Origin of the sequence: Sphingopyxis sp. Geo25 (genome assembly GCF_949769135.1) — a bacterium.
Classification (GTDB): domain Bacteria; phylum Pseudomonadota; class Alphaproteobacteria; order Sphingomonadales; family Sphingomonadaceae; genus Sphingopyxis.
In genome coordinates this window covers 23,095-49,082 of the sequence record NZ_CATKOZ010000002.1, presented here as the reverse complement: position 1 = coordinate 49,082, position 25,988 = coordinate 23,095, and the positions used below count along the sequence as shown (strand labels likewise).

Below are 25,988 nucleotides of genomic sequence, written 5' to 3'. Positions count from 1 at the left end.
GCCAAGATCTTATCATCCTTCATGCGCGCCGTCCGCTTGGCCGAGCGTATCGGGATTGGACCGTCGAGCGACGGAAATGCTGTTCGAGCGCGCTGTTCGAGCGCGCCAGGAAGACACGGCAGAAGCGCCGCAGGAAAGGGTAGCCGAGCCAGGAGAAGAGGCCGCGGCAGGCGAGGCGATGCGTCACCTCGACGCCTTGTCCCAATTTTTCGAGGCGGTAACTTTCCTCGATCACGAGCACGCCCGGCATCCCCGTCAGCCAGGAGAAGCTGGTCAGCCAGTCGAGCCCGGTAACCCGTCCCTCGGCCGCCAACTCCGGCCCGCGTGCGCCGCGCGGCGAATAGATATAGTTCAGCCGCTCCTCGTCGCCGGGGCGATCGGTAAAGCGCAGCGTCGGGTGCCAGTCGCCGTAGCGCTCGACATCGACGAGCAAGCGCCAGACGCGCCCGATCGGAACGTGCAGACGGAGCGAACTTTCTACCGAGAACATCGGCAAGCTCCTTGCTTCGGGAAGCTAGTCCGCGACGCAGGCGAGGGACCTGCGCCGCGGTGGAAACCGGCAACGTGCCGGCCAACTCTGGATATCGTGACATTCTGCGGCGCACGCATCGGTGACAAATCGGAAAGAAATGAAGCCAGCGGATGCATCCCGCCGCATCTCCGTCGCTGCGCTTTCGCCGATGCCACCGAGTCTTCCATTTAGGTCGACCCATCTTTTGCGGTTTTTTCCTCGCTGCGCGCGTCGCGCAGGATTTCTATTCCGCCCTTGATCGCGATCCCCGCTGTCGCGAGGCCGACGAGCAGATCGGGCCAGTTGCTGCCGAGCCACAGGACGAGCGCTCCGGCGACAAGAATGCCGCCGTTGGACACAAAATCGTTGAAACTGAACGTCGTCGCTGCGCGCAGGTTGACGTCGGGCTTCTCCAGCCGCTGCAGCAGCCGCAGGCAGATATAGTTCACGACCGCGGCGATGGCGGACATGATCATCATCGTCGCGCCGATCGGTTCGCTCCCCTGGAGATAGCGGCGGGCGACGTCGACGAGAATGGCGACAGCGAACAGCAGGAGCATCGCGCCCGACGCCTTGGCCGCGCGCGTTTTCCACTTGTCGCCGCGACTGAGCGCCGCGAGGCTGATCGCATAAACGGCGACATCGGCGCTGTTATCGACCCCGTTCGCCACCAGCGCACTGGAATCCGCGAAGAAGCCGCTGACAAAGAAGCCGCCGGCGATCGCGGCATTGAGCAGGAGAACGACCCATAGCGTGCGGCGTTCGTCCGGGTTTTCAGAACCGCCCGCGACGCCGGCGCGATCGGGAGCCTCGGCCATGTCAGTTCACCTTGGGCGGGCTTTGCGGCGCCGCCTTGTCGCGCCGCGCCAGCCAGCTTCGCATGGCGGTGATTTCCTTCTCCTGCGCCGCGATGACCGATTTGGCGATGTCGCGCACTTCGGGATCCTTACCATGTTCGAGCGCGACCTTGGCCATCGCCACGGCGCCCTCGTGATGCGGGATCATCGAGCGCATAAAGTCGGTATCGGCATCGCCGGTGAGAACCACCGCCATATCCTTGTGCATCTTGTCAGCGGCCGCCTCGAACGCTTTGGCCGCCGGTGTCGAGGTGGCCGCGGCCGCATGCTGCATATCGCCATGTCCGGCGCTGTCCGCGTCGGCGCTCGGCTTCCCGGACGAACAGGCCGCAAGCAAGAGTCCAAGCAGCGATATGGAGGTCTTCATCACCCTGCCTCCCGGGAAAGCCGATGGCGGCGGAGAGCCGCCATCGGTTTCGTCCTGCGTGGCATGAGGAGCTTGATGCTCGCTCATGCCGGTTTGCCGCCCGTGTCCTCACCGGGCAGGAACACCCGTTCGCCAAGGGCGGTTACGTCCGTATAGTCGCCGGCGACATGCTTGTTGTGCCGGCCGCGAAGCAGCAGATGGCTGATCGCGGGCAAGACGAACAAGGTGAGCAAGGTCGAGGTGATCAACCCGCCGATCACGACGATCGCGAGCGGCTTCTGCACCTCGGCGCCGGTTCCGGTGGCGAGTGCCATCGGTACGAAGCCGATCGCGGGCACGATACCCGTCATCAGCACCGCGCGGACGCGTTCCATGACGCCCTCGCCGATCGCGACATCGACCGGTTTTCCTTCGTCGATGCGCTGGTTGATGCTCGACATCACGACCAGCCCGTTGAGCACCGTCACGCCCGAAAGCACGATGAAACCCACCGCCGCCGACACCGAGAAGGGCAGCCCGGTCAGCAGCAACGAAAAGACGCCGCCGGCCAACGCGAGAGGGATTGCAGAATAGACCGCAATCGCCTGGCGCACGCCGCCCAGGGCCATGAACAGGATGCCGAAGATCGCCGCGAAGATGATCGGGATGACAATCGACAACCGCGCCGATGCGGCTTGCAGATTCTCGAACTGCCCGCCCCATTCGATGAAGCTGCCCGTCGGAAGCTTGACCTGCGCGTTCACCTTCTCCTGTGCTTCGGCGACGAAGGATCCCAGATCGTTGCCGCGGACATTGGCTTGCACCACCACCCGCCGCTTGCCGTTTTCACGGCTGACCTGGTTCAACCCTTCGGAGAAGCCGAACTTGGCCAGCTCACTGAGCGGCACCGATGCCCTCGCACCGCCCTCGCCGGGAAGAAGCACGGGAAGCGCCCCCACCGCGTCGAGATCGTCGCGCGTGGCGCGATCGAGACGGACGACGATATCGTATCGCCGGTCGCCTTCGAATACGATGCCGGCTTCGCGCCCACCGAGCGCGGCCGCGACCGTGTCGCTGACATCCTGCAACGTCAGCCCGTAACGTGCGATGGCATCGCGGTCGAACTGGACGTCGAGGACCGGGAAGCCCGCGGTCTGTTCGACCTTGACGTCGGCAGCGCCCGGGACGGTGTTCAGGATCGCGGCGACCTGCTGCGCCGCGCGGCCCATTTCGTCGAGATCGTCTCCGTAGAGCTTGATTGCGATGTCGCCGCGCACGCCGGCGATCAACTCGTTGAAGCGCAGCTGGATCGGCTGGCTGATTTCGAAGGCGTTGCCGACGAGCGGCTCAAGCTTCTTTTCAACCCGTTCGATCACATCATCCTTGGTGCGGACGCCATCGGGCCATGCGTCGCGTGGCTTCAGGATGATGAAGGTATCCGATGCGTTCGGCGGCATCGGATCGCTGGCGACCTCTGCCGTACCGGTTTTGGAATAGATGAAGGCGACTTCGGGAAGGGTTGAGACAGCCTTTTCGACCTGCAACTGCATCGCCTGCGACTTGTTCAAAGACGTCGACGGGATGCGAAGCGCCTGCATCGCAAGATTGCCCTCGCCCAAGACCGGGATGAACTCACTGCCGAGCATGCCGAACACCAGGACAGCCGCGGCGAAGGTCCCGCCGCCGGCACCAATCCACGGCCAGGGCCGCGCGATGACGCGCTTGAGCACGGGCTCGTAGCGCGTCTTCACCCATGCGATCGCACGCACTTCCTTCTCGGCGACCTTGCCGCGAAGAAGCAGTGCGACCATCGCGGGGACGAAGGTCAGCGATGCAATGAAGGCACCCGCCAGCGCCAGCAACACCGTGATCGCCATCGGCGAGAAGGTCTTGCCTTCGACTCCGGTGAAAGTGAGCAACGGCACAAACACCAGGAAGATGATCGCCTGCCCGTAAATCGTCGGCTTCACCATTTCGCGCGAGGCTTCGAACACCTCGTGCAGTCGTTCGCTCAGCGAGAGCAATCGCCCTTCATGATGCTGTCGTTCGGCCAGTCGTCTGAGGCAGTTTTCGATGATGATGATCGAGCCGTCGACGATGAGGCCGAAATCGAGCGCGCCGAGGCTCATCAAATTGCCCGACGTGCCGGTGATGTTCATGCCCGTCCCCATGATCAGAAACGAGATCGGGATGACAAGCGTGGCGATGACGGCTGCACGGAAGTTGCCGAGCAACCAGAACAGAACCGCGGCCACCAGCAAGGCGCCTTCGGCGAGATTCTTCTCGACGGTGCCAATCGTCGCATCGACGAGTTGCGAGCGATCGAGCACCGGTTTGACGACGATGCCCGCGGGCATGGATTTCGTGACGTCTTTCAAGCGTTCGGCTGCGGCCGATGCGACGATCCGGCTGTTGCCGTTCGCCAGCATCAACACCGTGCCGACGACCAGCTCCTTCCCGTTTTCGGATGCCGAGCCGGTCCGCAATTCGCCGCCGATCTGCACGGTCGCGACGTCACGAACCATGACGGGAACGCCGCCGCGGCTTGCAACGGTGGCGCGAGAGATTTCATCGAGTGTGCGGATGCGGCCATCGGCGCGCACCAGAAACGCCTCGCCGCCACGTTCGACGAAGTTCGCGCCGACCGAAATATTGGCGCGTTCGAGGGCTTCGGCGAGTTCGGAGAAAGAAATCCCATAGCTCGCCATTTTCGTCGCGTCGGGCTGAACGACGAACTGCTTTTCATAACCGCCGATCGAATCGATCCCGGCAACCCCGGATACCGAGCGCAGCTGCGGACGGATCACCCAATCTTGAACGGACCGCAAATAGCCAAGCTTGGCGACCTCATCGACGAGCTTCTCCCCGGTCGGTGTTATATAGGAGCCGTCGGGCTGGAGGCCCGGCTTCCCGGCGACCGTCGGTTTGTTTTTCCCCGAGGTCGGCGCGAAATCGACGGTGTACATCAGCACTTCGCCAAGACCGGTCGAAACCGGTCCCATTTGCGGTTCGGCGCCATCGGGCAAGGTGCCTTTAGCCTGATTGAGCCGCTCGGCGACCTGCTGCCGCGCGAAATAGAGATCGGTATGATCCTCGAAGATCACCGTGACCTGGCTAAACCCGTTGCGCGAAATCGAGCGCGACGTCTGCAGACCGGGAATTCCCGCCATGGCGGTTTCGATGGGGAAGGTAACGAGGCGTTCGATGTCGAGCGGACCGAGATTGGGTTCGACGGTATTGATCTGGACCTGCTTGTTGGTGATGTCCGGAACGGCATCGATCGGCAGCTTCATGAGCTGCGTGATGCCATAGGCCGAGATGATGAGGGTGAGGATGACCACACCCCAGCGAAAGCGTATCGACGCGTCGAGAAGTTTTTCGATCATCTCAATGCTCCGCCTCGCCCTTGCCCATTTCGGCCTTGAGCAGGAAAGCGCCCTTGGTCGCGATCACCGCGCCGGGCTTCACCCCGTCGACGATTTCGATACGGCCGCCGCCACGCTTGCCGGTGACCACTGTGGTCGCCTGGAAGCCTTTGGCAGTCTTGACGAACACGACTTCGCGGCCCTCGACGGTCTGCACCGCCTCTTCGGGCAGCGCGATGAGCGTGGAACCTGCGGCGCCCTGCGGCTTGATCCGCGCACGCAGCCCCTGGCCGGGCGTGAGGCCGCCGATGCCATCGGGGACGAGGACAATCGTTGCGGTCTTGCTGTCGGGATCGAGGCTCGGGGTTGCCGAGCGAACCACAGCATTCACAGTCTCACCGCCGAGCAGTTCAATCACCGCCGTATCGCCGGGCTTGATCCGCCGGGCATCTGCGGCGAGCACCGAGGCATTGATCTGGATGCGACGGGGATCGGAAACCCGGAACAATTCGGTGCCCGCTAGCACATAGGACCCGAGTTTCGCGTCGGACTTGGTGACCCGCCCCGAAATCAGGCTCGTCACCGCAAGGGTGCGGCCGTCGCCCGATACCTTGGCGGCCGATGCCGCCGACTGCGAACGCCGTGCTTCGGATTCGGCCTCTGAGAGCGCCGCCGCGGCGGCCTCGAGATCCTGCTTTGCGGTGATGCGCGCATCGAAGAGCTTCTTTTCGCGGGCGTATGTCGAGCGGGCAAGAGCCAGCCGCGCCGTTGCCGAACTGCGTTCGGACGCGATCGCAGCCGCATCGCGGCTTTCCATGACCGCCACCGTGTCACCGATGCTGACATAGTCGCCAAGCCGCCGATTGATGCGCGTGATCGCCCCGTCGGCGCGCGCCGTTAACACGGCCTCGCCTTCAGGGGTCGCTGCCACGATACCCTGTGCCAGGATCTCCGATCCGAGACCGCCGGACTGGATCGTCTCAGTGACGATGCCAGCGCCCTTGGCGCGCGCCACGTCCATCAGGATCTGGCCTTCGACATGGCCTTCCTCTTCTTTCTCGGCGGGTGCTGCCGCGGGTGCGGCAGCTTCGGGCGCGGTCATCGATCGTCCGATCAATATCCCGCCGCCGCCGAGTATGAGCGCCCCGACCGCGACGGCGGCCATGAGGCGGTTCTTGTTTTCGAAAATTTGCATGATGTTCAGTCCCCTATTGCGCGTTCGCGCGGCCCAGCGCAGCCAAGGCGCGGGCGCGGTCGAGTTCGGCTTCAATGAGTTTGAGGTTGGCGCTGGTCAGCGCCTCCTGGGCATCGATCAGCTCGATGAGCGTGAACTTGCCCTGCTGGTATCCGATTTCGGCAACCCGGGCCGCTTCGCTCGCCTGAAAGAGTCCGGCGCCCGACAAGGCCGTCACACGCTCGGTGGCGGCCGCGAGCATCAGCTCGGCATCGCGCCGCGAGAAGCGGGTATCGAGACGCGTCTGGGCAAGCTCGGCTTCGGCGGCTTCGCCGCTCGCGCGCGCTGCATAGATATTGCCGCGATTGCGGTTGAACACCGGCAGCGGGATCGAAACGCCGACGATGAACGCGGTGTCCTTGCTTTCCCGAAAGTTGCGCACCCCGCCCGACGCCGTGATGTCGGGAACGCCCTCAGCCTGAGCGAGCCGGATTCGCGCCGAAGCCGCATCGCGCTCGGCTGCCGCGAGGCGTTCGTCGAGGCTCTGGGCATCGGCAGGCAAGGCCGGCGGTGTCGGAATATCCTGAGCGATGGCCGACAATTCGGGATCCTCGCTGCCGATGCGCAAGGCCAACTCCTGCCGCGCCGACAAAAGCTCCGCCTTTGCGCGCAGGCTTTCGGCCTTCGCCTCGGCGAGCAACGCGTCGGCGCGCAGCTTGGTTAGCGGCGGATCGCGTCCGACATCGACGAGCGTCTCAGCGATCCGCGCGAGTTCGACCGCCCTAGCATAGTCGCTGTCGGCGAGCTTCGCGCGATCTTCGGCCGCGCGCAACTTGGCGTGCGAAACGATGATGTCATATGCGAGGTCGGCCTCGGCCCTGCGGAGCGCGATTTGCGCAAACTCTCGCTCGGCCGCCGCGACCTCTTTGCGGGCGCGCCTCTTGCCCCCGAGTTCGAACGGCTGCGAGACCGCGACTGTGGTCTCGGTCTGGCCAAAGGTTCGATAAGGCCCGGTGCCGCTGAAATTCTCAACTTCGGCGGATATGGTAGGGTTCGGCCGCACGCCGGCCTGCATGGCGCGGCCTTCGGCCGCCTTCAGTTCGGCTTTGGCCTTGGCAATTCGAGGGGAGACATCCTGACCGCGCGCAAGCGCGTCGGACAACGAGACAGGTTCGGCGAACGCCGGCTGACCTGCCATGGTCAGCAACCCTGCAAACAGCAGGGTGCCCAATGATTTCGACATAAATACTCCTGATCAATGCGTCACGGCGCAGGCAAAGGCCTGCGCGAAGCAGAGATCAGGCGGCGGGAGGTTCGGTGGGGGGAGCGGTCGCGCGCGAAGCGAGTGCCGAAGCGGTGCCGGCGAGATGCACGTCACGCGTCGACAACCAGCCGCCGGCCGCGTCCGATGCGTCAACGGCCAAGCCTGTGGGGCAATGATGGTGATGCACCAGTTCGGTGCCGCTGCCCGTCGGGCTGTTGTCGTCGGGGGCCGCGTCGTCGGCGGCCTCCGCAAACACATGCTGATGCGCGTCGACGCCAATCGGCGCAGCGTCATAGGCCATGACCGGTGTGTCCGGGCAAGCCAAAAGCGCCACAATGAGCAACAGGAACTGGATCGCGCGATTTCGCATCAACCGCCGGTTAGCAGCCGGACGAGACGCAGGCAAGCCGAGGATCATGGCGCATCCTGGCGCATATAAGTCTGCAAATCGTCCGGCATTGGCGCGAAGGCGCTAATGCGGGCGCGACCGGTGTTGCCGGTCGGGAGGCGGCCGGTCAGCGCGCCGAGTGGAACGAGGGCAATGCGCAGCAACTGACCCGACATTTCCCGCATATCGCGGCGCGAAAAAGCGAATGCGAGCATCGTAATATGCGATCCCATGTGCAGCCATAACCTGGGCTGAGCGACGATATGGGCGCGCTCGAGGTGCCGCCATGCCGCAGCGAAGTCGCCGATTGCCCGCGCTGTTCGATATTCCCTCAGTTCGAGAAAATAAGCGGTGCGCACGGGGTCTTCGGCTTTGCTTGATGCCTTTGCGATCTTAGCGGGGTGGGGGTCGTTTGCCATGCGCGTTCCTCTCGAATAACCTCGAGTCGGAACGCGACCTACACCCTGTAGTTACTACAGGGTCAAGCACCTAATCGAGGACAGCGCTGATCTTGAGGTCATTCGCAACAGCTTGGAACGGATTATTGCGCTGACCCAATGGCGCCCGCCGCCGATATTGGGCGGCGCAGATTGGTTCGAAAGGCGTATGCCGGTCACGAGACGCTGAGCGAGTTCCCCATCATGGGACTCCGTGTTCGGCCGGTTCTCACCTCAGTCTGAGGGATCTGAATTGGCGTCACCGGCCCTGCGCCACGTCCCGACCACCCGCAGCCTCCACTCAGAGATTGATTTCGATCCTGCCGAGGCGGGTAGCTGCAGCTTGTCAACGGAAGGGATCGCAACTACACGCGTGGATGTGCCAACTTCGCCCGCCCGTGCAATTGACCGCCTGATCGCGATGCTCTGCGTGGCGCTGATGATGTTCTATGCGGCGACAATGCCCGCCAAGGCAGCCGGCCAGATCCAGCATGCGCCGGCCCTCATGGTGGTGCACGATCATGAAGGGGCAGATAGTTTCGCGATCGACGCTGTGCACGACGACCATGCGGCGCCTCATGACGATTCGCACGATACCGGTGATCAGCCCGACGACGATCTGGATGGCAGTCACCATCATCATGGCGATAGCGGGCCGAACCTGCTCATTCCCAATATCGCAACTGCAACCTCCCTTGCGCCTTCGGGCTCGCTGCTTGGCGGGCGGATCGAGCGGCCGATTGCCGGCCTGCGAGCTCTCGGACCCGAGCGCCCTCCCAGAACCATCTCGCTGACCGTCTGAGTTCCCGCGCCGCCTGAGGCGTGGGATGTTTCTACGCCTTTCAGCGAGGCCGTTATCTCATGTTTTTCCATAATCGCGCGCGCTTTGGCGCGCATGCTGCCCGTAGAGTCTTGCTCTGCGGGAGCGCCCTGCTGGCCGCCTTCGCGCTGCCGGTCCAGGCGCAGAACCTAAGTCTCGATGAAGCGCTGTCGCGGGTTGCCGCCAGCGATCCTGCGGTCGCCGCCAACGCCGCAAGGCTCGAAGCGGCCGATGCCGCCATATTGCAGGCCGACGTCCGACCGCGGGATGTGGTCGGGATCGACTTCGAGGACTTCGCGGGGACCGACCCCTATTCGCCGTTAAACCAGTCACAGACGACGGGCTGGTACGAACGGACGTGGGAGCGCGGCGGCAAGCGCGAGGCGCGGATCAGCGCCGCGCGCGCCGATGTCGCGATCGTCGGCCAGCAGAACCGCATTCGCCTGCTCGACCGGCTCGCGCGCGTTCAAGCGGCGTGGGTCGAAGCCCTCGCCGCGGAAGCGGCGATCCCCGTCGCCGAAGCACGACTTACCGACCTCAAGCGCGTCGAACTCGACGTCGTCCGCCGCGTGACCGGCGCGCTCGATCCGTGGTTCGCCGCCGAACGCGCCCGCACCAATGTCGCGCAGGCCGAGATCGCGCTTGAACAGGCACGCGAGACCGCGCGAAACGCGCGAGCGAACCTCGCGGTCTGGTGGGGCGGCACCGGCGACTATCAGCTCGATGCCGTTGCGTTTCAAACGCTCGACGTGGCGGTTCCCGCCACCGGCGACTCAGCCGATGTCGCGGTCCTCGCGGCCGAGATCACGGCGGCCGAGGCAAAGGTGAAGCTTGCGGAAACCGGCAATGTCGCCGATCCGAGCGCCCGTGTCGGCCTTCGCCATTTCGGGCAAGGCAATGATCTGGCGGTGATGGTCGGCGGCTCGATTCCGCTCGGCAGCAAGGCCGCCAATCGCGGCAATGTCGAACGCGCGCGCGCCGAACAGCGCGCACTCGAAGCCGAGGTTGCGGTCACGCGCGTCGAAATCGGCCGCGAGATCGACCGGCTGGTCGCCGACCGCCGGCTGATCGCCTCCGAAATCAAGCGTATCGACGAGGAGGTGCTTCCCAGCGCCAGTCGCGCCGTGCGCCTGATCAGCGACGGGCTGGCGCGCGGGGGCACCGCCTTCACCTTCCTCGAGTTCAGCCAGGCGCAGATCGCCGCCCATGACGCGCGCTCGCGCCGCGTCGAACTCTTGCGCCGCTTCCACCTTATGGGCGTGCGCCTCGACCGCCTGACCGGCCGCCACGCGGCCCTCATCCCGACCATGGAGAATGCTCGATGAGCAGAAAACATCTTATGTGGGCGTTCCCACTCCTCACTGCCGCGCTCCTCGTTTCGTGCAGCGACGGTCCTCCGACGAAAGATGGCGGCGAAGCCGCTGCCAAGGCCGGCGAATATGAGCGCGGCCCGCATCGCGGGCGGATGCTGCGCGACGGCGATTTCGCCCTCGAGGTCACCATCTTCGAAGATGGCGTCGATCCGGAGTTCCGCGTCTATGCCTTCCGGAACGACAAGCCGGTCAAGCCGTCCGAGGTCAAACTGACGATGGAGCTTGGCCGTCTCGGCGGCAAGATCGACCGGTTCAGCTTCACGCCGCAAGAGGATTTCCTGCGCGGCAGCGGCGTCGTCACCGAACCGCACAGCTTCGACGTTCGCGTTGCGGCGTCGGAAGGCGGGCGCAACCACAAATGGTCCTACGCCTCCTATGAGGGCCGCACCACGATCACCGCCGAAGCCGCGAAGGCGGGTGGGGTCAAGGTCGAGGCGGCGGGCGGCGCGACCGTCAGCGACCTCATCGACATGGGCGGGCGGATCGAGATCACGCCCGAAGGCAAGGCCGATGTCCGCGCCCGGCTTCCCGGCCTGATCATGTCGCTGAATGGCAAGCTCGGCCAGCAAGTACGGCGCGGCCAAATTCTCGCACGGGTGGAATCGAGCCATTCGCTCCAGACCTACAGCATCACGGCGCCGATCAGCGGCACGATTGTTGAAAAGAATGTCAATGTCGGCGACACGACCGGCGATCGCGCGCTCTTCGTCATCGCCGATCCGACCAAGCTTCATGCCGAGTTCTTCGTCTATCCGCGCGACGCCGAACGGGTCCGCGTCGGCCAGCCGGTGAACCTGCGCAGCCTGTCGGGCGAAGCGCGCTTCGAGGGAGAGGTCGAAGCGATTCTGCCGACCGCCGACATCAGCAGCCAGACACTGATGGCGCATGTCCATCTACCGCCGACGGCGTCGCGCACATTCCGGCCCGGCATGGGGGTCGAGGGCAGCTTCGCGGTGGCGCAGGCCAATGTGCCGCTCGCGGTGCGAACCAAGGCGATCCAGCGCTTCCGCGACTTCGAGGTCGTCTTCGCCAAGGTTGGTAATACTTATGAGGTGCGGATGCTCGAAATCGGGCGGCGCACACCCGAATGGACCGAAGTCCTCGGCGGGCTCGCGCCCGGCGAAGTCTATGTCGTCGACGGAGCCTTCCTGATCCGCGCCGACATCGAGAAATCGGGGGCCAGCCATGACCACTGACACCAGCTCCCCGCCAGACAAGGCGCATTTGCTCGAACGGATGATCGCGGGCTCGATCCGCTTCCGCTGGGCGGTCCTCACCGCCGTCCTCCTTCTCTGCGCGATCGGCGTCTGGAGCTTCCAGCGGCTGCCGATCGACGCTACCCCCGACATCACTAACGTCCAGGTCCAGGTCAACAGCGAGGCACCCGGCTTCTCGCCGCTCGAAGCCGAGCAGCGCGTGACCTTCCCCGTCGAGACCGCGATCGCCGGCCTGCCGGGGCTGCAATATACGCGCTCGGTCTCGCGCTATGGCCTGAGCCAGGTCACCGCGGTCTTCGAGGACGGCACGAGCATCTATTTTGCGCGCCAGCTGATCAACGAAAGGCTGCAATCGGCGCGCGAACAGCTTCCGCCAGGGGTCGCCCCCGAAATGGGACCGATCGCGACCGGCCTCGGCGAAATCTTCATGTATACGCTCGAGGCCGACCCCGGCGCAAAGAAGCCCGATGGCAGTGCCTACACGCCCGAGGACCTTCGCACGCTCCAGGATTGGGTCATCCGGCCCCAGCTCCGCAACACGCCCGGCGTCACTGAGGTCAACAGCATCGGCGGCTATGAGCGCCAATATCATGTCACGCCAATCCCGGCGCGATTGTCGGCCTATGGGCTGACGCTCGACGATGTGGTGCGCGCGCTGAAATCCAACAACGACAATAGCGGCGCGGGCTATGTCGAACGCTATGGCGAGCAATATCTTGTCCGCACCCCGGGCCAGGCGTTGGGCATCGACGATCTGAAGGCGATCATCGTCAGCAACCGGAACGGCATCCCGATCCGCGTTGCCGACGTCGCCGACATCGATCTCGGCGAGGAGCTGCGCACCGGCGCCGCGACCGAAAATGGCAAGGAGGTGGTGCTCGGAACCGTCTTCATGCTCGCGGGCGAGAATAGCCGGATCGTGGCGCGTGCCGCCGCGGAACGGCTCGAGGTCGCCGCACGGGCGCTGCCCGCCGGGGTCAAGGCGGTGCCGATCTACGACCGCACCGATCTGGTCGAACGCGCGGTCTGGACGGTCGAGAAGAATCTGCTCGAAGGGGCGCTCCTCGTCATCGTCATCCTTTTCCTGTTGCTCGGCAACGTCCGCGCGGCGCTGATCACCGCGGCGGTCATCCCGATCACGATGCTGATGACGATCACCGGCATGGTGCGGGGCGGCATCTCGGGGAACTTGATGAGCCTCGGCGCGCTCGATTTCGGGCTGATCGTCGATGGCGCGGTGATCATCGTCGAAAATTGCCTCCGCCGCTTCGGCGAGGCGCAGCACAAGGCCGGGCGACTGCTCGATCGTGGTGAACGGTTCGCGCTCGCGGCCTCGGCGACGTCGGAGGTCATCCGCCCCTCGCTGTTCGGCATGCTGATCATCGCGCTCGTCTATGTGCCGATCTTCGCGCTCACCGGGGTCGAGGGCAAGATGTTCCATCCGATGGCGATCACCGTCGTGATGGCGCTGACCGCGGCGCTGATCCTCTCGCTCACCTTCGTGCCGGCGGCGATCGCGCTGTTCGTCACCGGCAAGGTCGAGGAGAAGGAAAGCCGGCTGATGCTGTGGGCGCGCAAGGCCTATGCGCCCGCGCTCGACAGCGCCTTGAAGCTGCGCACCGCGTTCGTTGCGGGCGCGGTCGCGCTTGTCGCCATCGCGGGGTTCGCTTCGACGCGCATGGGGTCCGAGTTCGTCCCCAATCTCGACGAAGGCGATATTGCGATGCACGCGCTGCGCATTCCGGGCACCAGCCTGAGCCAGGCGATCTCGATGCAGACGACGCTCGAAGCACGGATCAAACAGTTCCCCGAGGTCGACCGGGTGGTGGCGAAGATCGGCACGGCCGAAGTCGCGACCGATCCGATGCCGCCGTCGGTCGCCGACACCTTCATCATCATGAAGGACCGCAAGGACTGGCCCGATCCGAGAAAGCCGAAGACCCAGCTCGTCCGCGAGATGCAGGCCGCCGTGGCCCAGATCCCGGGGAATAATTACGAGTTCACCCAGCCGATCCAGATGCGTTTCAACGAGCTTCTCTCGGGGGTTCGCGCCGATGTCGCGATCAAGGTGTTTGGCGACGATCTCGACACGCTGCGCGAAGTCGGCGACGCGATCGAGACTGTGGCCTCGGGTATCGAGGGCGCGCAGGATGTCGGCGTCGAGCAGGTCACCGGCCTGCCGGTGCTCCAGATCACGCCCGACCGGGCGGCGCTCGCGCGCTTCGGGCTCAACGTCGGCGACGTCCAGAATGTCGTCGCCGTGTCGATCGGCGGGGTCGAGGCCGGGCAGATCTTCGAGGGCGACCGGCGCTTCCCGATCATCGTGCGCCTGCCCGAAGCGGCGCGCGAGCGGGTCGACGAGCTCGGCCGGCTGCGCATCCCCTTGCCGGGTCCAGACAGCGAGATGCGCGGGTTCGTGCCGCTCGCAGATGTGGCGAAGGTCGAGGTGGTGATCGGTCCGAACCAGATCAGCCGCGAGGATGGCAAGCGCCGCGTCGTGGTGACCGCCAATGTCCGCGGCCGCGATCTTGGCTCCTTCATCGAGGAGCTGAGAACAAAGGTCGATGCCGAGGTCGAGGTGCCAGCAGGCTACTGGATCAGCTATGGCGGGACGTTCGAACAGCTTATCTCGGCGGCCAAGCGGCTCCAACTCGTGGTGCCCGCCGCACTGCTGCTGATCTTCGGCCTGCTCTATGCGCTGTTCCGCTCGGCGAAGGATGCCGGAATCGTCTTCTCGGGGGTGCCGCTGGCACTTACCGGGGGCGTCGCGGCGCTGCTGGTGCGCGGCATGCCGTTGTCGATCTCGGCGGGCGTCGGGTTTATCGCGCTCTCCGGGGTCGCGGTGCTCAACGGCGTCGTCATGCTGAGCTTCATCCGGCAGCTTCGCGAAGGGGGGAGCGGACTCGATGTGGCGATCCGCGAGGGTGCGCTGACGCGTCTCCGCCCGGTGCTGATGACCGCGCTGGTGGCGAGCCTCGGCTTCGTGCCGATGGCGTTCAACGTCGGCGCGGGGGCGGAGGTCCAGCGTCCGCTCGCGACGGTGGTGATCGGCGGGATCGTCTCCTCGACGATCCTCACCTTGCTCATCCTGCCGGCGCTCTACCGCATGGTGCACGGCCGCCGCGCCAAGGACCCAAATCCCGAGCCCCCAGCGGCCAAGCCTTTACCGGCTTGACCACTCGCCCCGCGCGCCCAGTCGGCGCGCGGGGCACCCATTCCCGACATTCTAGGAGTATTATGATGTCTATCCGATCCATCGCTCCGCCGGGCGGCGTCCTGCGCGCCGCACTGCTCGCCGCGAGCCTCCTTCTTCTCTGTTTCGCGATCGGCGCAGAAGCCTGGGCGCACAATGTCGCCGAGGGCGACAAGGGCTATATCCAGGAAAGCAGCGGCATTCTCTTCTGGCCGTTCGTCTATCTCGGGGCCAAGCATATGGTCACCGGTTACGACCATCTGCTCTTCCTCTTCGGTGTGATCTTCTTCCTCTACCGGATGAAGGACATAGGGCTGTATGTGACATTGTTCGCGATCGGCCATTCGACGACGATGCTGTTCGGCGTGCTCACCGGCATCAGCGCCAACGCCTATATCATCGACGCGATCATCGGCCTGTCGGTCGTCTACAAGGCGCTCGACAATCTCGGCGCCTATCAGCGCTGGTTCGGCGTCCAGCCCAACACCAAGGCCGCGACCTTGATCTTCGGCTTCTTCCACGGCTTCGGCCTCGCGACGAAAATCCTCGAGTTCGAGATCGCGAACGAAGGCCTGATCCCCAACCTGCTCGCCTTCAACATCGGGGTCGAGATCGGGCAATTGCTCGCGCTCGGCACGATCCTCATCCTGATGGGATTTTGGCGCCGCACCCCGAGCTTCATGCGCCATGCCTTCGCCGTCAACACCATCCTCATGACCGCGGGCTTCGTGCTCGTCGGCTACCAGCTCGCCGGCCTCGCGGCCGCTTAATCGAAGGAAACCACATCATGTTCAATTCACAGCGCCCCCGCCCCGAAGACCTGCCGACCAGCAGCCAGCTGATCCGCGCGACCGCGCTCGCCGCCGTTGCCGCGGGCGCCATCCTCGTCGCCGTCGTGCTGCCCAGCGAATATGCGATCGATCCGACCGGGATCGGCGGCGCGCTTGGCCTCACCGAAATGGGCGAGGTCAAGCTGCAGCTCGCCAAAGAGGCCGCGGCCGACGCGGCCACCGGAAGTGCTTCCGCCGCTCCGGCTGCCCAGGTGGCATCTCCGACAGCAACCGCCGCCAAGGCGGACGCGCCGCAACGCTCGGAAACGATGAAGCTTACCCTCGCGCCAGGACAGGGTGCCGAAATCAAGGCGACGATGGCGAAGGACGCGCGCCTCAACTTCAACTGGTCGGTCGAAGGCGGGCGCGTCAATTTCGACACGCACGCCGACGCACCGGGCATCGCGTACCACGGCTATGGCAAGGGCAAGGATACCACCGGCGAGAGCGGCGAACTTGTCGCAGCCTTCGACGGCAAGCACGGCTGGTTCTGGCGCAATCGCTCGGACGCGCCCGTGACGATTACGCTGCGCACCGACGGCGCCTATAGCGACATCCGCCGCGTTGTCTGACAAGGCAACAATGATTTGACGGACTCCGGCCCGGTCGCCGACCGGGTCGGAGACGATGCCCCTATAATCGCCGACAGCGGAGTTCCACCTATGCTCGCCGTTCTTGCCAACCGGACCTACCGCCACCTGTTCCTCGCGCAGATCATCGCGCTCGTCGGCACGGGCCTCGCAACGGTCGCGCTTGGCCTCCTCGCCTTCGAGATCGCCGGCGCCGATGCAGGCGCAGTGCTCGGGACCGCGATGGCGATCAAGATGGTCGCTTATATCGGCGTTGCGCCGGTCGTCGGAGCCTATGCTTCACGCCTGCCGCGCAAGCCCTTCCTCGTCGCGATGGATGTGGTGCGCGGCCTCGTCGCGCTGTTCCTGCCTTTCGTCGACCAGGTGTGGCAAATCTATCTCCTGATCTTCATCCTCCAGTCGGCGTCGGCCGGGTTCACGCCAACCTTCCAGGCGACGATCCCCGACGTGCTGCCCGACGAGAAGGATTATACGCGCGCCCTGTCGCTCTCGCGTCTGGCCTATGACATGGAAAGCCTCGTCAGCCCTATCCTCGCCGCCGCGCTGCTTGGTATCATCAGTTTCCACTGGCTCTTCTCGGGCACCGCGATCGGCTTCGCCTGCTCGGCTTTGCTCGTGCTGTCGGTCACGCTGCCGCGCACCGCGGCCAAGGCGCCGGACGGCGGCATCTATGACAAGACGACGCAAGGCACCCGCCAATATCTGAGGACCCCGCGGCTTCGCGGCCTGCTGGCGGTTACGCTTGCCGCGGCGGCCGCCAGTGCGATGGTCATCGTCAACACGCCGGCGGTGGTGCGCGGCCTTCTCGGGCTGGGACAGAGCGAGATGGCGATCACGCTTGCAGCCTTCGGCGGCGGCTCGATGCTCGCGGCGCTGCTGTTGCCGCGCCTGCTCGATCGGGTCGCCGACCGCGCCGTGATGATTGCGGCAGCCGTGGCCATGACCGTCGTCCTCGCCGTGCTGGCAGCATCATGGTCGATGCACGAGGCGCCGGGCTATTGGAGCTTCCTGCTGCTGGGCTGGTTTGCGCTCGGCGTCAGTTATTCCGCCAGCATCACGCCGGGCGGGCGTCTGCTCCGCCGCTCGTCGGATGCTGGGGGCCGGCCGGCCCTGTTTGCGGCCCAATTCGCGCTGAGCCATGTCTGCTGGCTTGTCGCCTATCCGCTCGCCGGCCAGGTTGGTGCCCGCGCCGGAATGGGCACGGCCCTCGCCGCAAGCGCGGTGCTGGCGCTCATGGGAACGCTCATCGCCCTGCGTGTCTGGCCGCGCGAGGACCCGGACATCCTGACGCATCGTCATGACGATTTGCCGGCGGACCATCCGCATCTTCGCGAGGATCATGCGACGGGGGAAGCAGAACACGCATTCGTAATTGACGATCTGCACCCCCACTGGCCAGACCGATAGGGGTTCGCCTCTTAACGACTCACGTCCGATTAAGGAGCCGATTGTCCTCGAAAAATGGAGCATGCCCTGACACTGTCGAGATCACCGCGCCAGCATGAAACACGGGGGGATCGACCGTCGGCGAGTTTTGTCAATTTTGCGCGCTGGCTTGCCTAACGAAGCCATTCCAACCGTGAAACCTACTGGCGGCTCGATGCGTAGAACATGGCCGCGATGATCCGCTCGCCGCGCAGTTCGTGGAAAAGTGCGCTGACAACATGCCCGATGAGATAAGCCCACATCAACGGGGCCACCGTTTCATGAACTTCCATGAGGGGGCTAGCCGAGGCCACGAAATAGCCAACGACACCGCTTAGCGCCATCACCGAGGCAATGATGAGTCCCAGACCATGAATGGCGCTGGCAAATGGCCGCTCCCTGTTTCCGTCCTCGATCGGTGCAAATAGTCTTTTGGCATCGGTAGCGACAAACCTGAGTTGCTTCGGCGAGAACCAAGGGAAAAACGCAACGAGGCGCGTCTCGCCCGAACGCAAGACACTCCAGATCCAGAATGCCGCGAGCAGCGACGTCGCAGCGATCCCAACCTTTTCATGGATTTCAAAAAAGCTATCTCCGGGACGGTTGCGAGTCGGGCTTTGCATCACCAAACTAAGGCCCAATTGCGTCATGATGGCGAGCGCCACCAACCAGTGCAGAATCTTGGTGGCGGTCGACCGTCTATTTTTCAACACGGCATCGGACATAAATACCCACTCCTGTGTTCGCGAGGTCACTGTTAGCGCCTTTCCAATTGTTCAGAAGCCTAACCGAAGCGCCACCCTCACGGTTCGCGGCCGCAGTGGCGTAATCTGCTTGCCCAGCGCCACGGTGAACGGATTTCCGTAGGAAAAGCTGTTCCCGCTAACATTCAGGAGATTTGTGGCATCGAGCGTCAGCGCCCAGTCCCTTGCCGCGAGCGAAGCGGAAAAATCGAGCTGGGTCGTTTCGCCATGCTCGAGGATGAGCGGCGCGGTCGTCCCAAGGCTCGATGCGCCGATTAGCCTTACGGTCCCGTCGAGTTTCAGGCTCAGCCGGTCGGACAGCGGGCTTTCCCAAGCCGCCGTAAACCGTCCACCGGTTCGAGCGACGTTGGGAAGCGGTCTTTCGTCGGCCTCTTCGAGCCCCTCCACGGGATTGGTCAGCGCGCTGCGATTGATGAACAGCGCACCGTCGAAAAACAGGTGATCGGTTACGTGCCACCGGCCGTTGATCTCCGCACCATAAACCGTGCCGCGTCCGATATTTTCGGTAAAGGGTAGCCCGTCGCTTCCAATCAGGTCGGCTTGGATACTGGTCCAGATCGAATAGAATGCTGTGATGCCGCCGGAAAAACGGGGCCTCGCGCTGTCAGCCTCGCTGCCGAACCGGACCCCGAGTTCGACGTTGTGGATCGAGTCCGAATCGAATCGCTGCGCGGAATTGATCTGTCCCCCCGTGATCGCGATGCCGCCACTGCGGAAGCCGCTTTGGTATCGCAAGAACGTCAGGAGGTCGGACGTCGGTTTCCATGACAGTGCCGCAGTCGGGAGGACACGAATTTGCCGACGCTTCGGTTCGAAATCCTCGCCGGAGCCACCCATCAGCTCCCCGATCGTCTCGGCAAAGACGACACGCCCCCCAAGCGTTCCGGAAAGGCGTGGAGCGATCCGCTGGGTCGCCTCGCCGAAGATTGCGACTTCGGTCTTCTGGTTTCGCAATTGCGCCAGCGTGACCGGCGCTCCGAGAGGGCCGAGCCGACGGTCGATACGGTCGATATTGCGGACGAGGCTAACCCCTGCGACCCAGCTGTTGCCCGAAGGCATGCCGTGCGAGAGGCGCGTCTCGTGGGTCAGGAGGCGAATCGCCTCATGCCCTTGGAATATCTGGATTTCCGGATTTCCTCCATACCCGGTCGCATCGAAGGTGTCCGACAGGTCATGGTCCACGATCCCGGTGGAGGAGAGCAGCTTGAGATCGCCCCAGTCCTTGGCGATTTCCAGTCCTGCCGCCCTAAAATCATTGTCATGCGGCTGGGCGATATTGGCCGCGTGAGTCCGAAGCGGCTGATCGATTTCGGCATATTGGCCATCGCGCGTATCGATGTTCTGGATGACGGCGTTGAGGTCGATCGTCCAATTGTCGCCAGGCTCGACACGCAGGGTAGCGCGCGCGCCGTCTATGCGCGTCCGGTTGGTATTGCGCATACCGAGCGTCGCATTGTCGATGTAGCCGCCTTCGACTTGGTTGTAGCCGACCACGCGGAGCGCCATTCGGTCGGCGATGACGGGGATATTGAGCATTCCGCCGAGATCATAGCCGGGTTCGGCATCGCGCGTGACGGATCGCCCGACGGTCGCCGAAGCGTGAAACCCGCCATTGTCCGCCATCCTGGGGACAATCCGCACGATGCCGCCGAGCGCGCCCGCGCCATAGAGAGTACCCTGGGGCCCTTCGATCACTTCGATGCGGTCGATGTCGTAGAGGCGCAAATCGGGCTCGGGGGCGTTATAGGTGAGCCGCAGGTCGCCAAGGTAGAGACCCACGGTCGATTGGGTCGGTCCCGAGAAGCTGCTGTCGGCAATCCCGCGCACGAACAATTTGTTGCGGCCGGGCCCAAGATTGGTCGAGGTCAGCGTCGGAATACGGGCAATGAATGCTGCCGTACCCTGATTTTCACCGAGGCCGATCCCGCCGACCGACTGAATATGTGCGGTGCCGGGATAGCTGTCGAGGGCCTGACCCTGCTTGGTCGCGGTCACGACGATTTCGGCGGGCGCCGGGGCCGCGGCGCTGGCTCTCGGCGGCGGCACGGCGGGTCGAGGGGCGGGCCGCACAGGCTTGGACCGCGGCGCCAAAGCGACGATCCGCACGGTCTGCGTATCGACGATCTGGTAGGTGAAACCGGTACCGCGCAGCATCGTCGTCAGCGCCTGGGCGATCGTCATCCGCCCGTGAACGGCTTTGCTGCGCGCGCCGGCGAGCCTCTGATCGATTCCGCCGATCGAGATTTGCGCCGCGTTACCAAGCGTGATCAATGCATTGTCGAGGCGCTGGGCTGGGATATCGAAGCGCTGGCTTTCCGCAGCGGCCGCCGGGCTTGCCGTCCAGATGGCGATCGCCGCTACGGGTATCAAATGGGTCCAGGTCACCGGATCAACGCGTCAATTGCCATCCCTTGGCACTATGACGCGCACGGACACCTAGCAAGGATTCCAGTTGGCGGAAAAGGCGCGCCTCGTCGCGATCGACGCGGATGACCCCCGAGAATCTCCGACCTGCCAGATCCGGCGATATGGTCACAGACGTGCCGAGCGACCGTGACAAGTCAACCGCGATCGTGGCGAGCGGCGCGTCGCGATAGCTCAACCGCCCCTGTTGCCATCCCCCCACGGTGGCCGGATCGACCGCCGACACGAGGACCTTCTTGGTTCCGCGCCGAACGCGTAGCTGTTTGCCCGGCGTGAGCGTCACCGCATCGGAGCCCGGTTGATACTGCACACTGCCTTCGGACACCGCGACTTCCAGACCATCGGCAGATTGTCGCACGTTGAAGATCGTGCCGACGTCGCGAAGGGTGCCGTCGCCGGTGTCGACAACAAAGGGGCGCGCGCTGTCATGCTTGATCGTGAAGATCGCCTCCCCGCTCTCGAGGCGGGCGAAGCGTTCGGCTTTCCGGTCGAACGCGATCGTGGTGCCGCCGTTGAGAGCGATTTTAGACCCATCGGCCAGAGCGATTTCGCGCGTCTCGCCCGGCAAGGTCGTGATCGTTTCCATCCCCGGCGACCTGAAGAATGCAGGAGACAGGAACAGCGCGAGGACGAGGCTGGCGGCGATCGCCAGAAAAGCGCGGCCCCGATACCATGGCAGCGCTCCAGGTTCATTGTCGTTGGAGGCCGGGGACAAAGGCTCGATGACCGTTTCGGTGCCTGCCAGTTCGTCGGAGAGATGCTCGTCCGCCATGGCAACGGCATCATAAGCATCGGCGTGCGCCGAATCGGCTTCCATCCATGCCGTGAACTCGGCCCACAGTGCCCCGTCGGCTGCCGGACCTTGCAGCCGCACATGCCATGCAATGGCGTCGTCAGTGATGCTACCGGTCCCCATCATCAATTCCTTCGGCCCATTGACGTTGCGGCGCGTCGATTTCCACATCGAGCTGCTGCTTGAGGTCCAGGACCGCTCGATACCCCCGTTGCAAATGCTTTTCGACCGCGCTGAGACTGATCCCCATTTCGGCAGCGATCTGCTTTTGCGGAACACCGTCGATCCGTACGGCCCGAAAGGCAAAGGCAGTGCGTTCGGGCAATGTGTCGAGGACCGCATCGACCCGCCTCAGCTGGTCGCGCGCAACCAGCAAGCGATCGGCCGACGGCTGGGCGTCGCGCGGGGCGGCGATGCTGCCCTCGATATGACCCTTGGTCCACTCCTGCTCGCGCGCGTTACGGCGCTGCGCCGAGCGGCGGCGATCGAGGACGAGATTCTCGGCGGCGCGATACAGATAGGCGAGCGGCTCGGCGATCAGGCTCGCATCGATATCGGCGAGCTTCAGCCACAGGTCCTGCAATATGTCTTCGCCATCGCCATCGCCGCGGAGACGAACACGCAAATAGCGCAGCAAGGCCGCCCGATTGGCCAAGAACATCGCTTCTAGCCCAGGGGCTTCGGTCATCAAATGCTGCGCACTTCCATTTTCGCTCTCGCGGCTGGGCATGATCACTGCCCGATATCGACGAAATAGGAAAGGCGTGTGACCGTGCGTCGGTGCAGAGGCGAGCGGAGACATCATGAGGCGCGGGCGGTAACCCGCCACAGCGCGGAGCCGAGCAGGGCTGCCGCGATCACGGCCTGCAATAATGCGAGATAGCCGGCGCCCGCCAATCCGGCGGAACCGGTGAAGAACGGCAGCAAGGGCAAGAGGCCCAGTCCGGCGACCAAATTTCCCCCGACCGACAGCCCGGGATGGCCCAATGCGATCAGCGCCGCACTTGTCGGGGGTCCGGCCATTGCCACGACTCTTGCCAACGTAAGCCATATCATGACTGTCGCAGCACCTGCATAGGCGGACCCTCCGATCAGCACCGCCACCTCGCGCGAGAAGAGTGCGAGGAGAAGAACCAGGGGTAGCGCTGTCGCAAGCGCGATACCGACGCAGCGCGCGAGGGCATGCCGAATGGCGATCCTCGCGCGGCCGTCCGCGGCGAGACGCGCCAGCTCGGCATAAGCTGCCTGTCCCAATATTTGAGCGGGCTGCGAGATGACGATCGTCGCGCGGTGCGCGATCGAATAGAGGCCCGCTGCGGCCGGGCCGAGCATTGCGCCGACAATGAGCGGCGTCAGCCTGCCGGTGAGGTCGCCGAGCATGATATCGGCATTGGCCGTCAGCATGAAGCGGCCCAGACCGTCATGCTCGCGCCGCGCGTCCGCAACGGCGCCGAGCAAAGGCTCGTCGAGCATATGACGACGCGCAAGGTAGATGGCCGCGACCCAGAGCGATATGCCCTCTACCAGCGCAGCGACGAGCCAAGCGACGAGAAAGGCCGTGAGCCCGAGATCGAAGGCGATGACCACCAGCGTTCCGAGCAACCGCATCACTGGCGTCACGATATTGTGGAGCGCAAGGAGGTCGAAGCGTCGCAGGATCTGCAGATACCCGCCGGGGGTCGCACGCACGGTCGCGAGGACCGCGAAACAATAGGGTATCGCCAGCGCCTGCGCATCCTGCGACCACCCAAGCAGCGGTCCGACGATCGGCACCGCGATCGCCGCGACAATCACCGCGACCAGCCCCGCGGCGAGTTCGATCGCGCCGACAAAGCGGAGCAACCGGATGAGCTTGGCGTGGTCATTTTCAGCCGGCTGGACGCCGTAGCGGACAATCGCGTGCCAACCTGGAAAGGCGATGAGCCCGCCGACGAGCATCGCGAAATAATTGACGAGAACGAGCACGCCATATTGCTCGGGGCCGAGGATGCGGGCCGCGGCGACGACATAGATGAGACTGATCAGCCCTGCCGCCGCCTTGCCGCCGAGCAGCAGGCCGAGATTCTGGTAGATACGAAGAACCGGCCCTGCCGAACCTTTTGCGATGTCAGTGAACAAGACAGGTGTCGGACGATGCGCCCTCGGGCTTGCGACCGCTGGCGAGACAGACGATTGCGCGCGCGGCGCGCTCCGAAGACGGCTCGGCGGTGAGGTCGAACGTATGGTCGAAGAGCCGTCGCTGCACGGCGCGATAGCGCGCCGGATGCTCCGCTACCGCTTCCTCCAAGCCGCGACCAAGATCGACCGCCTTCGAAATGACCGGCCCCGACTGCCAGTGCGCGAAATTCGGATCCTGATCGGGATCGATGCCGTGGCTGTTGAGGAAGAGGCAAGGCCGGGGCGATTTGAGAAACTCATAGACCTGGCTGCTGACGTCGCCGAGATAGATGTCTGCCCCGTTGGTATAGCTCATGTCGGTCAGCGCGGCACTGCCGAGATCGATATGGATATTCGGGGCTGCGGCGTAGCGGCGGTGCAGCGTTCCGGGCAGACCGACGCAAAGCTTGTCGATCGTGACCGCCATTCGCCGCTCGAACATCATGATGTGGGGCGCGAAGATCAGGTTGTAGCGATCGGAGGCAAGGAAATAGTCGAGCACTGCCCTGCCCTGCTTGTACCAGGAGGAGAGATGCGGCGAGACATGCGGATTGTAGAGTACGATCGGCCGATTGCTCCCGCGAAACTTGAGCGGGCGCCCATCGCCGGCGGCGATATCGAACTTCGGATAGCCGGTGATCGTCAATCGCTCGGGACGGACTCCGGCTTCGCTAGTCAGTCGGTCGCGGATCTTCGGCCCAGCGGCCAAGATATGATCGAAGAGGGCGGTGGACGTGCCGAAACCGATCGCCCGATCGCCCGCGCCATGATCGGTCAGGACCATGCGGAGCGATGACAGGCCGTAACGGGACTTCAGGATCAGCGACGTGCGCTCGGTCACTACGAGCAGGTCGAGCGATCGGAAAAAGTCCAGATTGTCCCGGTAAACCAGCAATTTCGCAGCAGGGACGAGGGATCCGAGAGCCGCCTCGATGCCCCGGGATGCAAAAGAGCGCAGCCGGAGCGCGACGAGACGCAGGCCCGCCGGGACCGCGCCGCCCATCAGTCGGAGCGCTTCGCGCGCGAGAAGGTCGCTGGTCGTCGCAATGACGATATCAGCGCCGCTGCCCATTCGCGCCAGCGCTGTGGCGACCGGCAGACTGTGCGCCATCTGGTGAATCTGGTCGTGGTTGAAAAGAAAGGCGATCCGCATGGGGGGAATGACGCCGCGGCGGCGCGATATCCGCATCAAGTGCGGAAAAAAGCTTCTGGTGGCGTCCTCGCTGCGGAGGAAAACGCTCATGCCATCGTCCCGTCCGCTTTCGGTCTTCGACCTCGACCGCACCCTCACCATCCACGGAACCTGGTCGCCGTTCCTGTTTTTTGCCGCGCGGAGGCGCAGCCCGTGGCGGCTGATCTTCGTGCCGCTGGTCGTCGCGCTCATGGCCGCTTACAAAGCGGGGGTTCTGACGCGCAAGCAGCTCAAGCAGGCGATGCACCGTCTGATGCTCGGAGGCGCCGTCGACCTCGACGCCGTCACTGACCTTGCCGACGCCTATGCCGAACACAGCCTCACGCGCAATGTCCATGCCGATGCTATTGCGAGCATCGCCGCCGAAACCGCTGCCGGACGGCGAGTGGTCATCGCCTCGGCGGCGCATCTCTTCTATCTTGAGGCAATCGCGTCGCAGCTTGGCGTCACCGATGTCGTCGGTACCGCGTCGATGTGGCGCCGGCGCGATCTCACGCCACGGATCGCCGGTGAGAATTGCTATGGCGAGAGCAAGCGGCGAATGCTGGAACATTGGCTCCGCGGCCAGGAGATCGATCGCACCAAGGTCCATATCCGCTTTTTCTCGGACGATCTGTCGGACCTTCCGACCTTCGAATGGGCCGACGAGGCCGTTGCGGTCAATCCGTCGAAGAAGCTGCTTAATGTGGCGCTCAGGCGCGGCTGGACTGTCTATGACTGGCGCGAGGCCAAGGCGGCGCGCGATGGGGCTCCGCAAGCGCAGGCCAGAGTGACCCCGACCTGACACCGCATCAATCGCTGCGGTTTCGTGTCGCGAAGCGCAGCAGGTTCCACCAGAGCGGCGCGCCCCGCTGCCAAACGAAACGGG

The 25,988-nt window shown here is 64.4% G+C and carries 22 protein-coding genes; 8 read left to right on the top strand and 14 right to left on the bottom strand.

Annotation, left to right across the window (positions count from 1 at the left end; all coding sequences use genetic code 11):
• Nucleotides 1-19: 19 nt before the first annotated feature.
• The 8 genes from QOL68_RS07535 to QOL68_RS07500 all read right to left on the bottom strand — a co-directional run bounded on the left by QOL68_RS07535 (nt 20) and on the right by QOL68_RS07500 (nt 8,324).
• Entirely contained in the window at nt 20-490 is a 471-nt protein-coding gene (locus QOL68_RS07535) for an SRPBCC family protein (RefSeq protein ID WP_282949213.1), read from the bottom strand.
• Between the two features lie 209 nt (nt 491-699).
• On the bottom strand, nt 700-1,329 hold the full coding sequence (locus QOL68_RS07530; RefSeq protein ID WP_282949214.1) for a cation efflux transmembrane domain-containing protein: 630 nt from the start codon (nt 1,327-1,329) through the stop codon (nt 700-702).
• Between the two features lies 1 nt (nt 1,330).
• Nucleotides 1,331-1,735, bottom strand: coding sequence for a CopM family metallochaperone (copM, locus tag QOL68_RS07525; protein WP_282949215.1), 405 nt, complete (start codon nt 1,733-1,735; stop codon nt 1,331-1,333).
• An 83-nt stretch (nt 1,736-1,818) separates the two neighbouring features.
• Nucleotides 1,819-5,100, bottom strand: coding sequence for an efflux RND transporter permease subunit (locus tag QOL68_RS07520; RefSeq protein WP_282949216.1), 3,282 nt, complete (start codon nt 5,098-5,100; stop codon nt 1,819-1,821).
• Between the two features lies 1 nt (nt 5,101).
• Entirely contained in the window at nt 5,102-6,274 is a 1,173-nt protein-coding gene (locus QOL68_RS07515) for an efflux RND transporter periplasmic adaptor subunit (protein ID WP_282949217.1), read from the bottom strand.
• Between the two features lie 13 nt (nt 6,275-6,287).
• On the bottom strand, nt 6,288-7,496 hold the full coding sequence (locus tag QOL68_RS07510) for a TolC family protein (protein ID WP_282949218.1): 1,209 nt from the start codon (nt 7,494-7,496) through the stop codon (nt 6,288-6,290).
• A 55-nt stretch (nt 7,497-7,551) separates the two neighbouring features.
• Nucleotides 7,552-7,935: a hypothetical protein gene (locus QOL68_RS07505; RefSeq protein WP_282949219.1), complete on the bottom strand. Its 384-nt coding sequence runs from the start codon at nt 7,933-7,935 to the stop codon at nt 7,552-7,554.
• Nucleotides 7,932-8,324, bottom strand: coding sequence for a DUF3703 domain-containing protein (locus tag QOL68_RS07500; protein ID WP_282949220.1), 393 nt, complete (start codon nt 8,322-8,324; stop codon nt 7,932-7,934). Before QOL68_RS07500 ends, QOL68_RS07505 begins: the two co-directional genes overlap by 4 nt.
• 457 nt (nt 8,325-8,781) lie before the next feature.
• On the opposite strand from QOL68_RS07500, the gene QOL68_RS07495 reads away from it, so the two are divergent.
• The 7 genes from QOL68_RS07495 to QOL68_RS07465 all read left to right on the top strand — a co-directional run bounded on the left by QOL68_RS07495 (nt 8,782) and on the right by QOL68_RS07465 (nt 17,772).
• Entirely contained in the window at nt 8,782-9,144 is a 363-nt protein-coding gene (locus tag QOL68_RS07495) for a hypothetical protein (RefSeq protein ID WP_282949221.1), read from the top strand.
• Nucleotides 9,145-9,254: 110 nt separating this feature from the next.
• A complete protein-coding gene (locus QOL68_RS07490; protein WP_282949222.1) occupies nt 9,255-10,487 on the top strand; it encodes a TolC family protein in 1,233 nt (410 codons plus the stop codon).
• Nucleotides 10,484-11,731 (top strand): efflux RND transporter periplasmic adaptor subunit, encoded by a 1,248-nt coding sequence (locus QOL68_RS07485; RefSeq protein ID WP_282949223.1) that lies wholly within the window; start codon nt 10,484-10,486, stop codon nt 11,729-11,731. Before QOL68_RS07490 ends, QOL68_RS07485 begins: the two co-directional genes overlap by 4 nt.
• Nucleotides 11,721-14,927 (top strand): efflux RND transporter permease subunit, encoded by a 3,207-nt coding sequence (locus QOL68_RS07480; protein ID WP_282949224.1) that lies wholly within the window; start codon nt 11,721-11,723, stop codon nt 14,925-14,927. The genes QOL68_RS07485 and QOL68_RS07480 overlap by 11 nt, the downstream gene beginning before the upstream one ends.
• 65 nt (nt 14,928-14,992) lie before the next feature.
• Nucleotides 14,993-15,715 carry a HupE/UreJ family protein gene (locus tag QOL68_RS07475; protein WP_282949225.1) on the top strand — a complete coding sequence of 241 codons (723 nt, stop codon included), beginning with the start codon at nt 14,993-14,995 and terminating at the stop codon, nt 15,713-15,715.
• Between the two features lie 17 nt (nt 15,716-15,732).
• The gene (locus QOL68_RS07470) at nt 15,733-16,347 is read left to right on the top strand and encodes a transmembrane anchor protein (RefSeq protein WP_282949226.1); all 615 of its coding nucleotides are present in this window, start codon (nt 15,733-15,735) and stop codon (nt 16,345-16,347) included.
• Nucleotides 16,348-16,437: 90 nt separating this feature from the next.
• Nucleotides 16,438-17,772 (top strand): MFS transporter, encoded by a 1,335-nt coding sequence (locus QOL68_RS07465; RefSeq protein ID WP_282949227.1) that lies wholly within the window; start codon nt 16,438-16,440, stop codon nt 17,770-17,772.
• 179 nt (nt 17,773-17,951) lie between these two features.
• On the opposite strand, the gene QOL68_RS07460 is transcribed toward QOL68_RS07465, so the two are convergent.
• From QOL68_RS07460 to QOL68_RS07435, 6 genes are all read right to left on the bottom strand, one after another.
• Complete coding sequence (locus tag QOL68_RS07460) at nt 17,952-18,515, bottom strand: cytochrome b/b6 domain-containing protein (RefSeq protein WP_282949228.1); 564 nt, start codon at nt 18,513-18,515, stop codon at nt 17,952-17,954.
• Nucleotides 18,516-18,566: 51 nt separating this feature from the next.
• Complete coding sequence (locus QOL68_RS07455) at nt 18,567-20,939, bottom strand: TonB-dependent receptor (RefSeq protein WP_282949229.1); 2,373 nt, start codon at nt 20,937-20,939, stop codon at nt 18,567-18,569.
• Nucleotides 20,940-20,943: 4 nt separating this feature from the next.
• Nucleotides 20,944-21,894, bottom strand: a complete 951-nt coding sequence (locus QOL68_RS07450) for a FecR family protein (RefSeq protein ID WP_242446189.1) — start codon at nt 21,892-21,894, stop codon at nt 20,944-20,946.
• Complete coding sequence (locus tag QOL68_RS07445; RefSeq protein WP_106000813.1) at nt 21,881-22,459, bottom strand: sigma-70 family RNA polymerase sigma factor; 579 nt, start codon at nt 22,457-22,459, stop codon at nt 21,881-21,883. The genes QOL68_RS07450 and QOL68_RS07445 overlap by 14 nt, the downstream gene beginning before the upstream one ends.
• Before the next feature lie 113 nt (nt 22,460-22,572).
• On the bottom strand, nt 22,573-23,889 hold the full coding sequence (locus tag QOL68_RS07440) for a lipopolysaccharide biosynthesis protein (RefSeq protein WP_242445924.1): 1,317 nt from the start codon (nt 23,887-23,889) through the stop codon (nt 22,573-22,575).
• Complete coding sequence (locus tag QOL68_RS07435) at nt 23,879-25,081, bottom strand: CDP-glycerol glycerophosphotransferase family protein (RefSeq protein ID WP_282949231.1); 1,203 nt, start codon at nt 25,079-25,081, stop codon at nt 23,879-23,881. The genes QOL68_RS07440 and QOL68_RS07435 overlap by 11 nt, the downstream gene beginning before the upstream one ends.
• A gap of 88 nt (nt 25,082-25,169) precedes the next feature.
• On the opposite strand from QOL68_RS07435, the gene QOL68_RS07430 reads away from it, so the two are divergent.
• Nucleotides 25,170-25,904, top strand: a complete 735-nt coding sequence (locus tag QOL68_RS07430; protein WP_158258062.1) for an HAD family hydrolase — start codon at nt 25,170-25,172, stop codon at nt 25,902-25,904.
• The last annotated feature ends 84 nt before the right edge of the window (nt 25,905-25,988 follow it).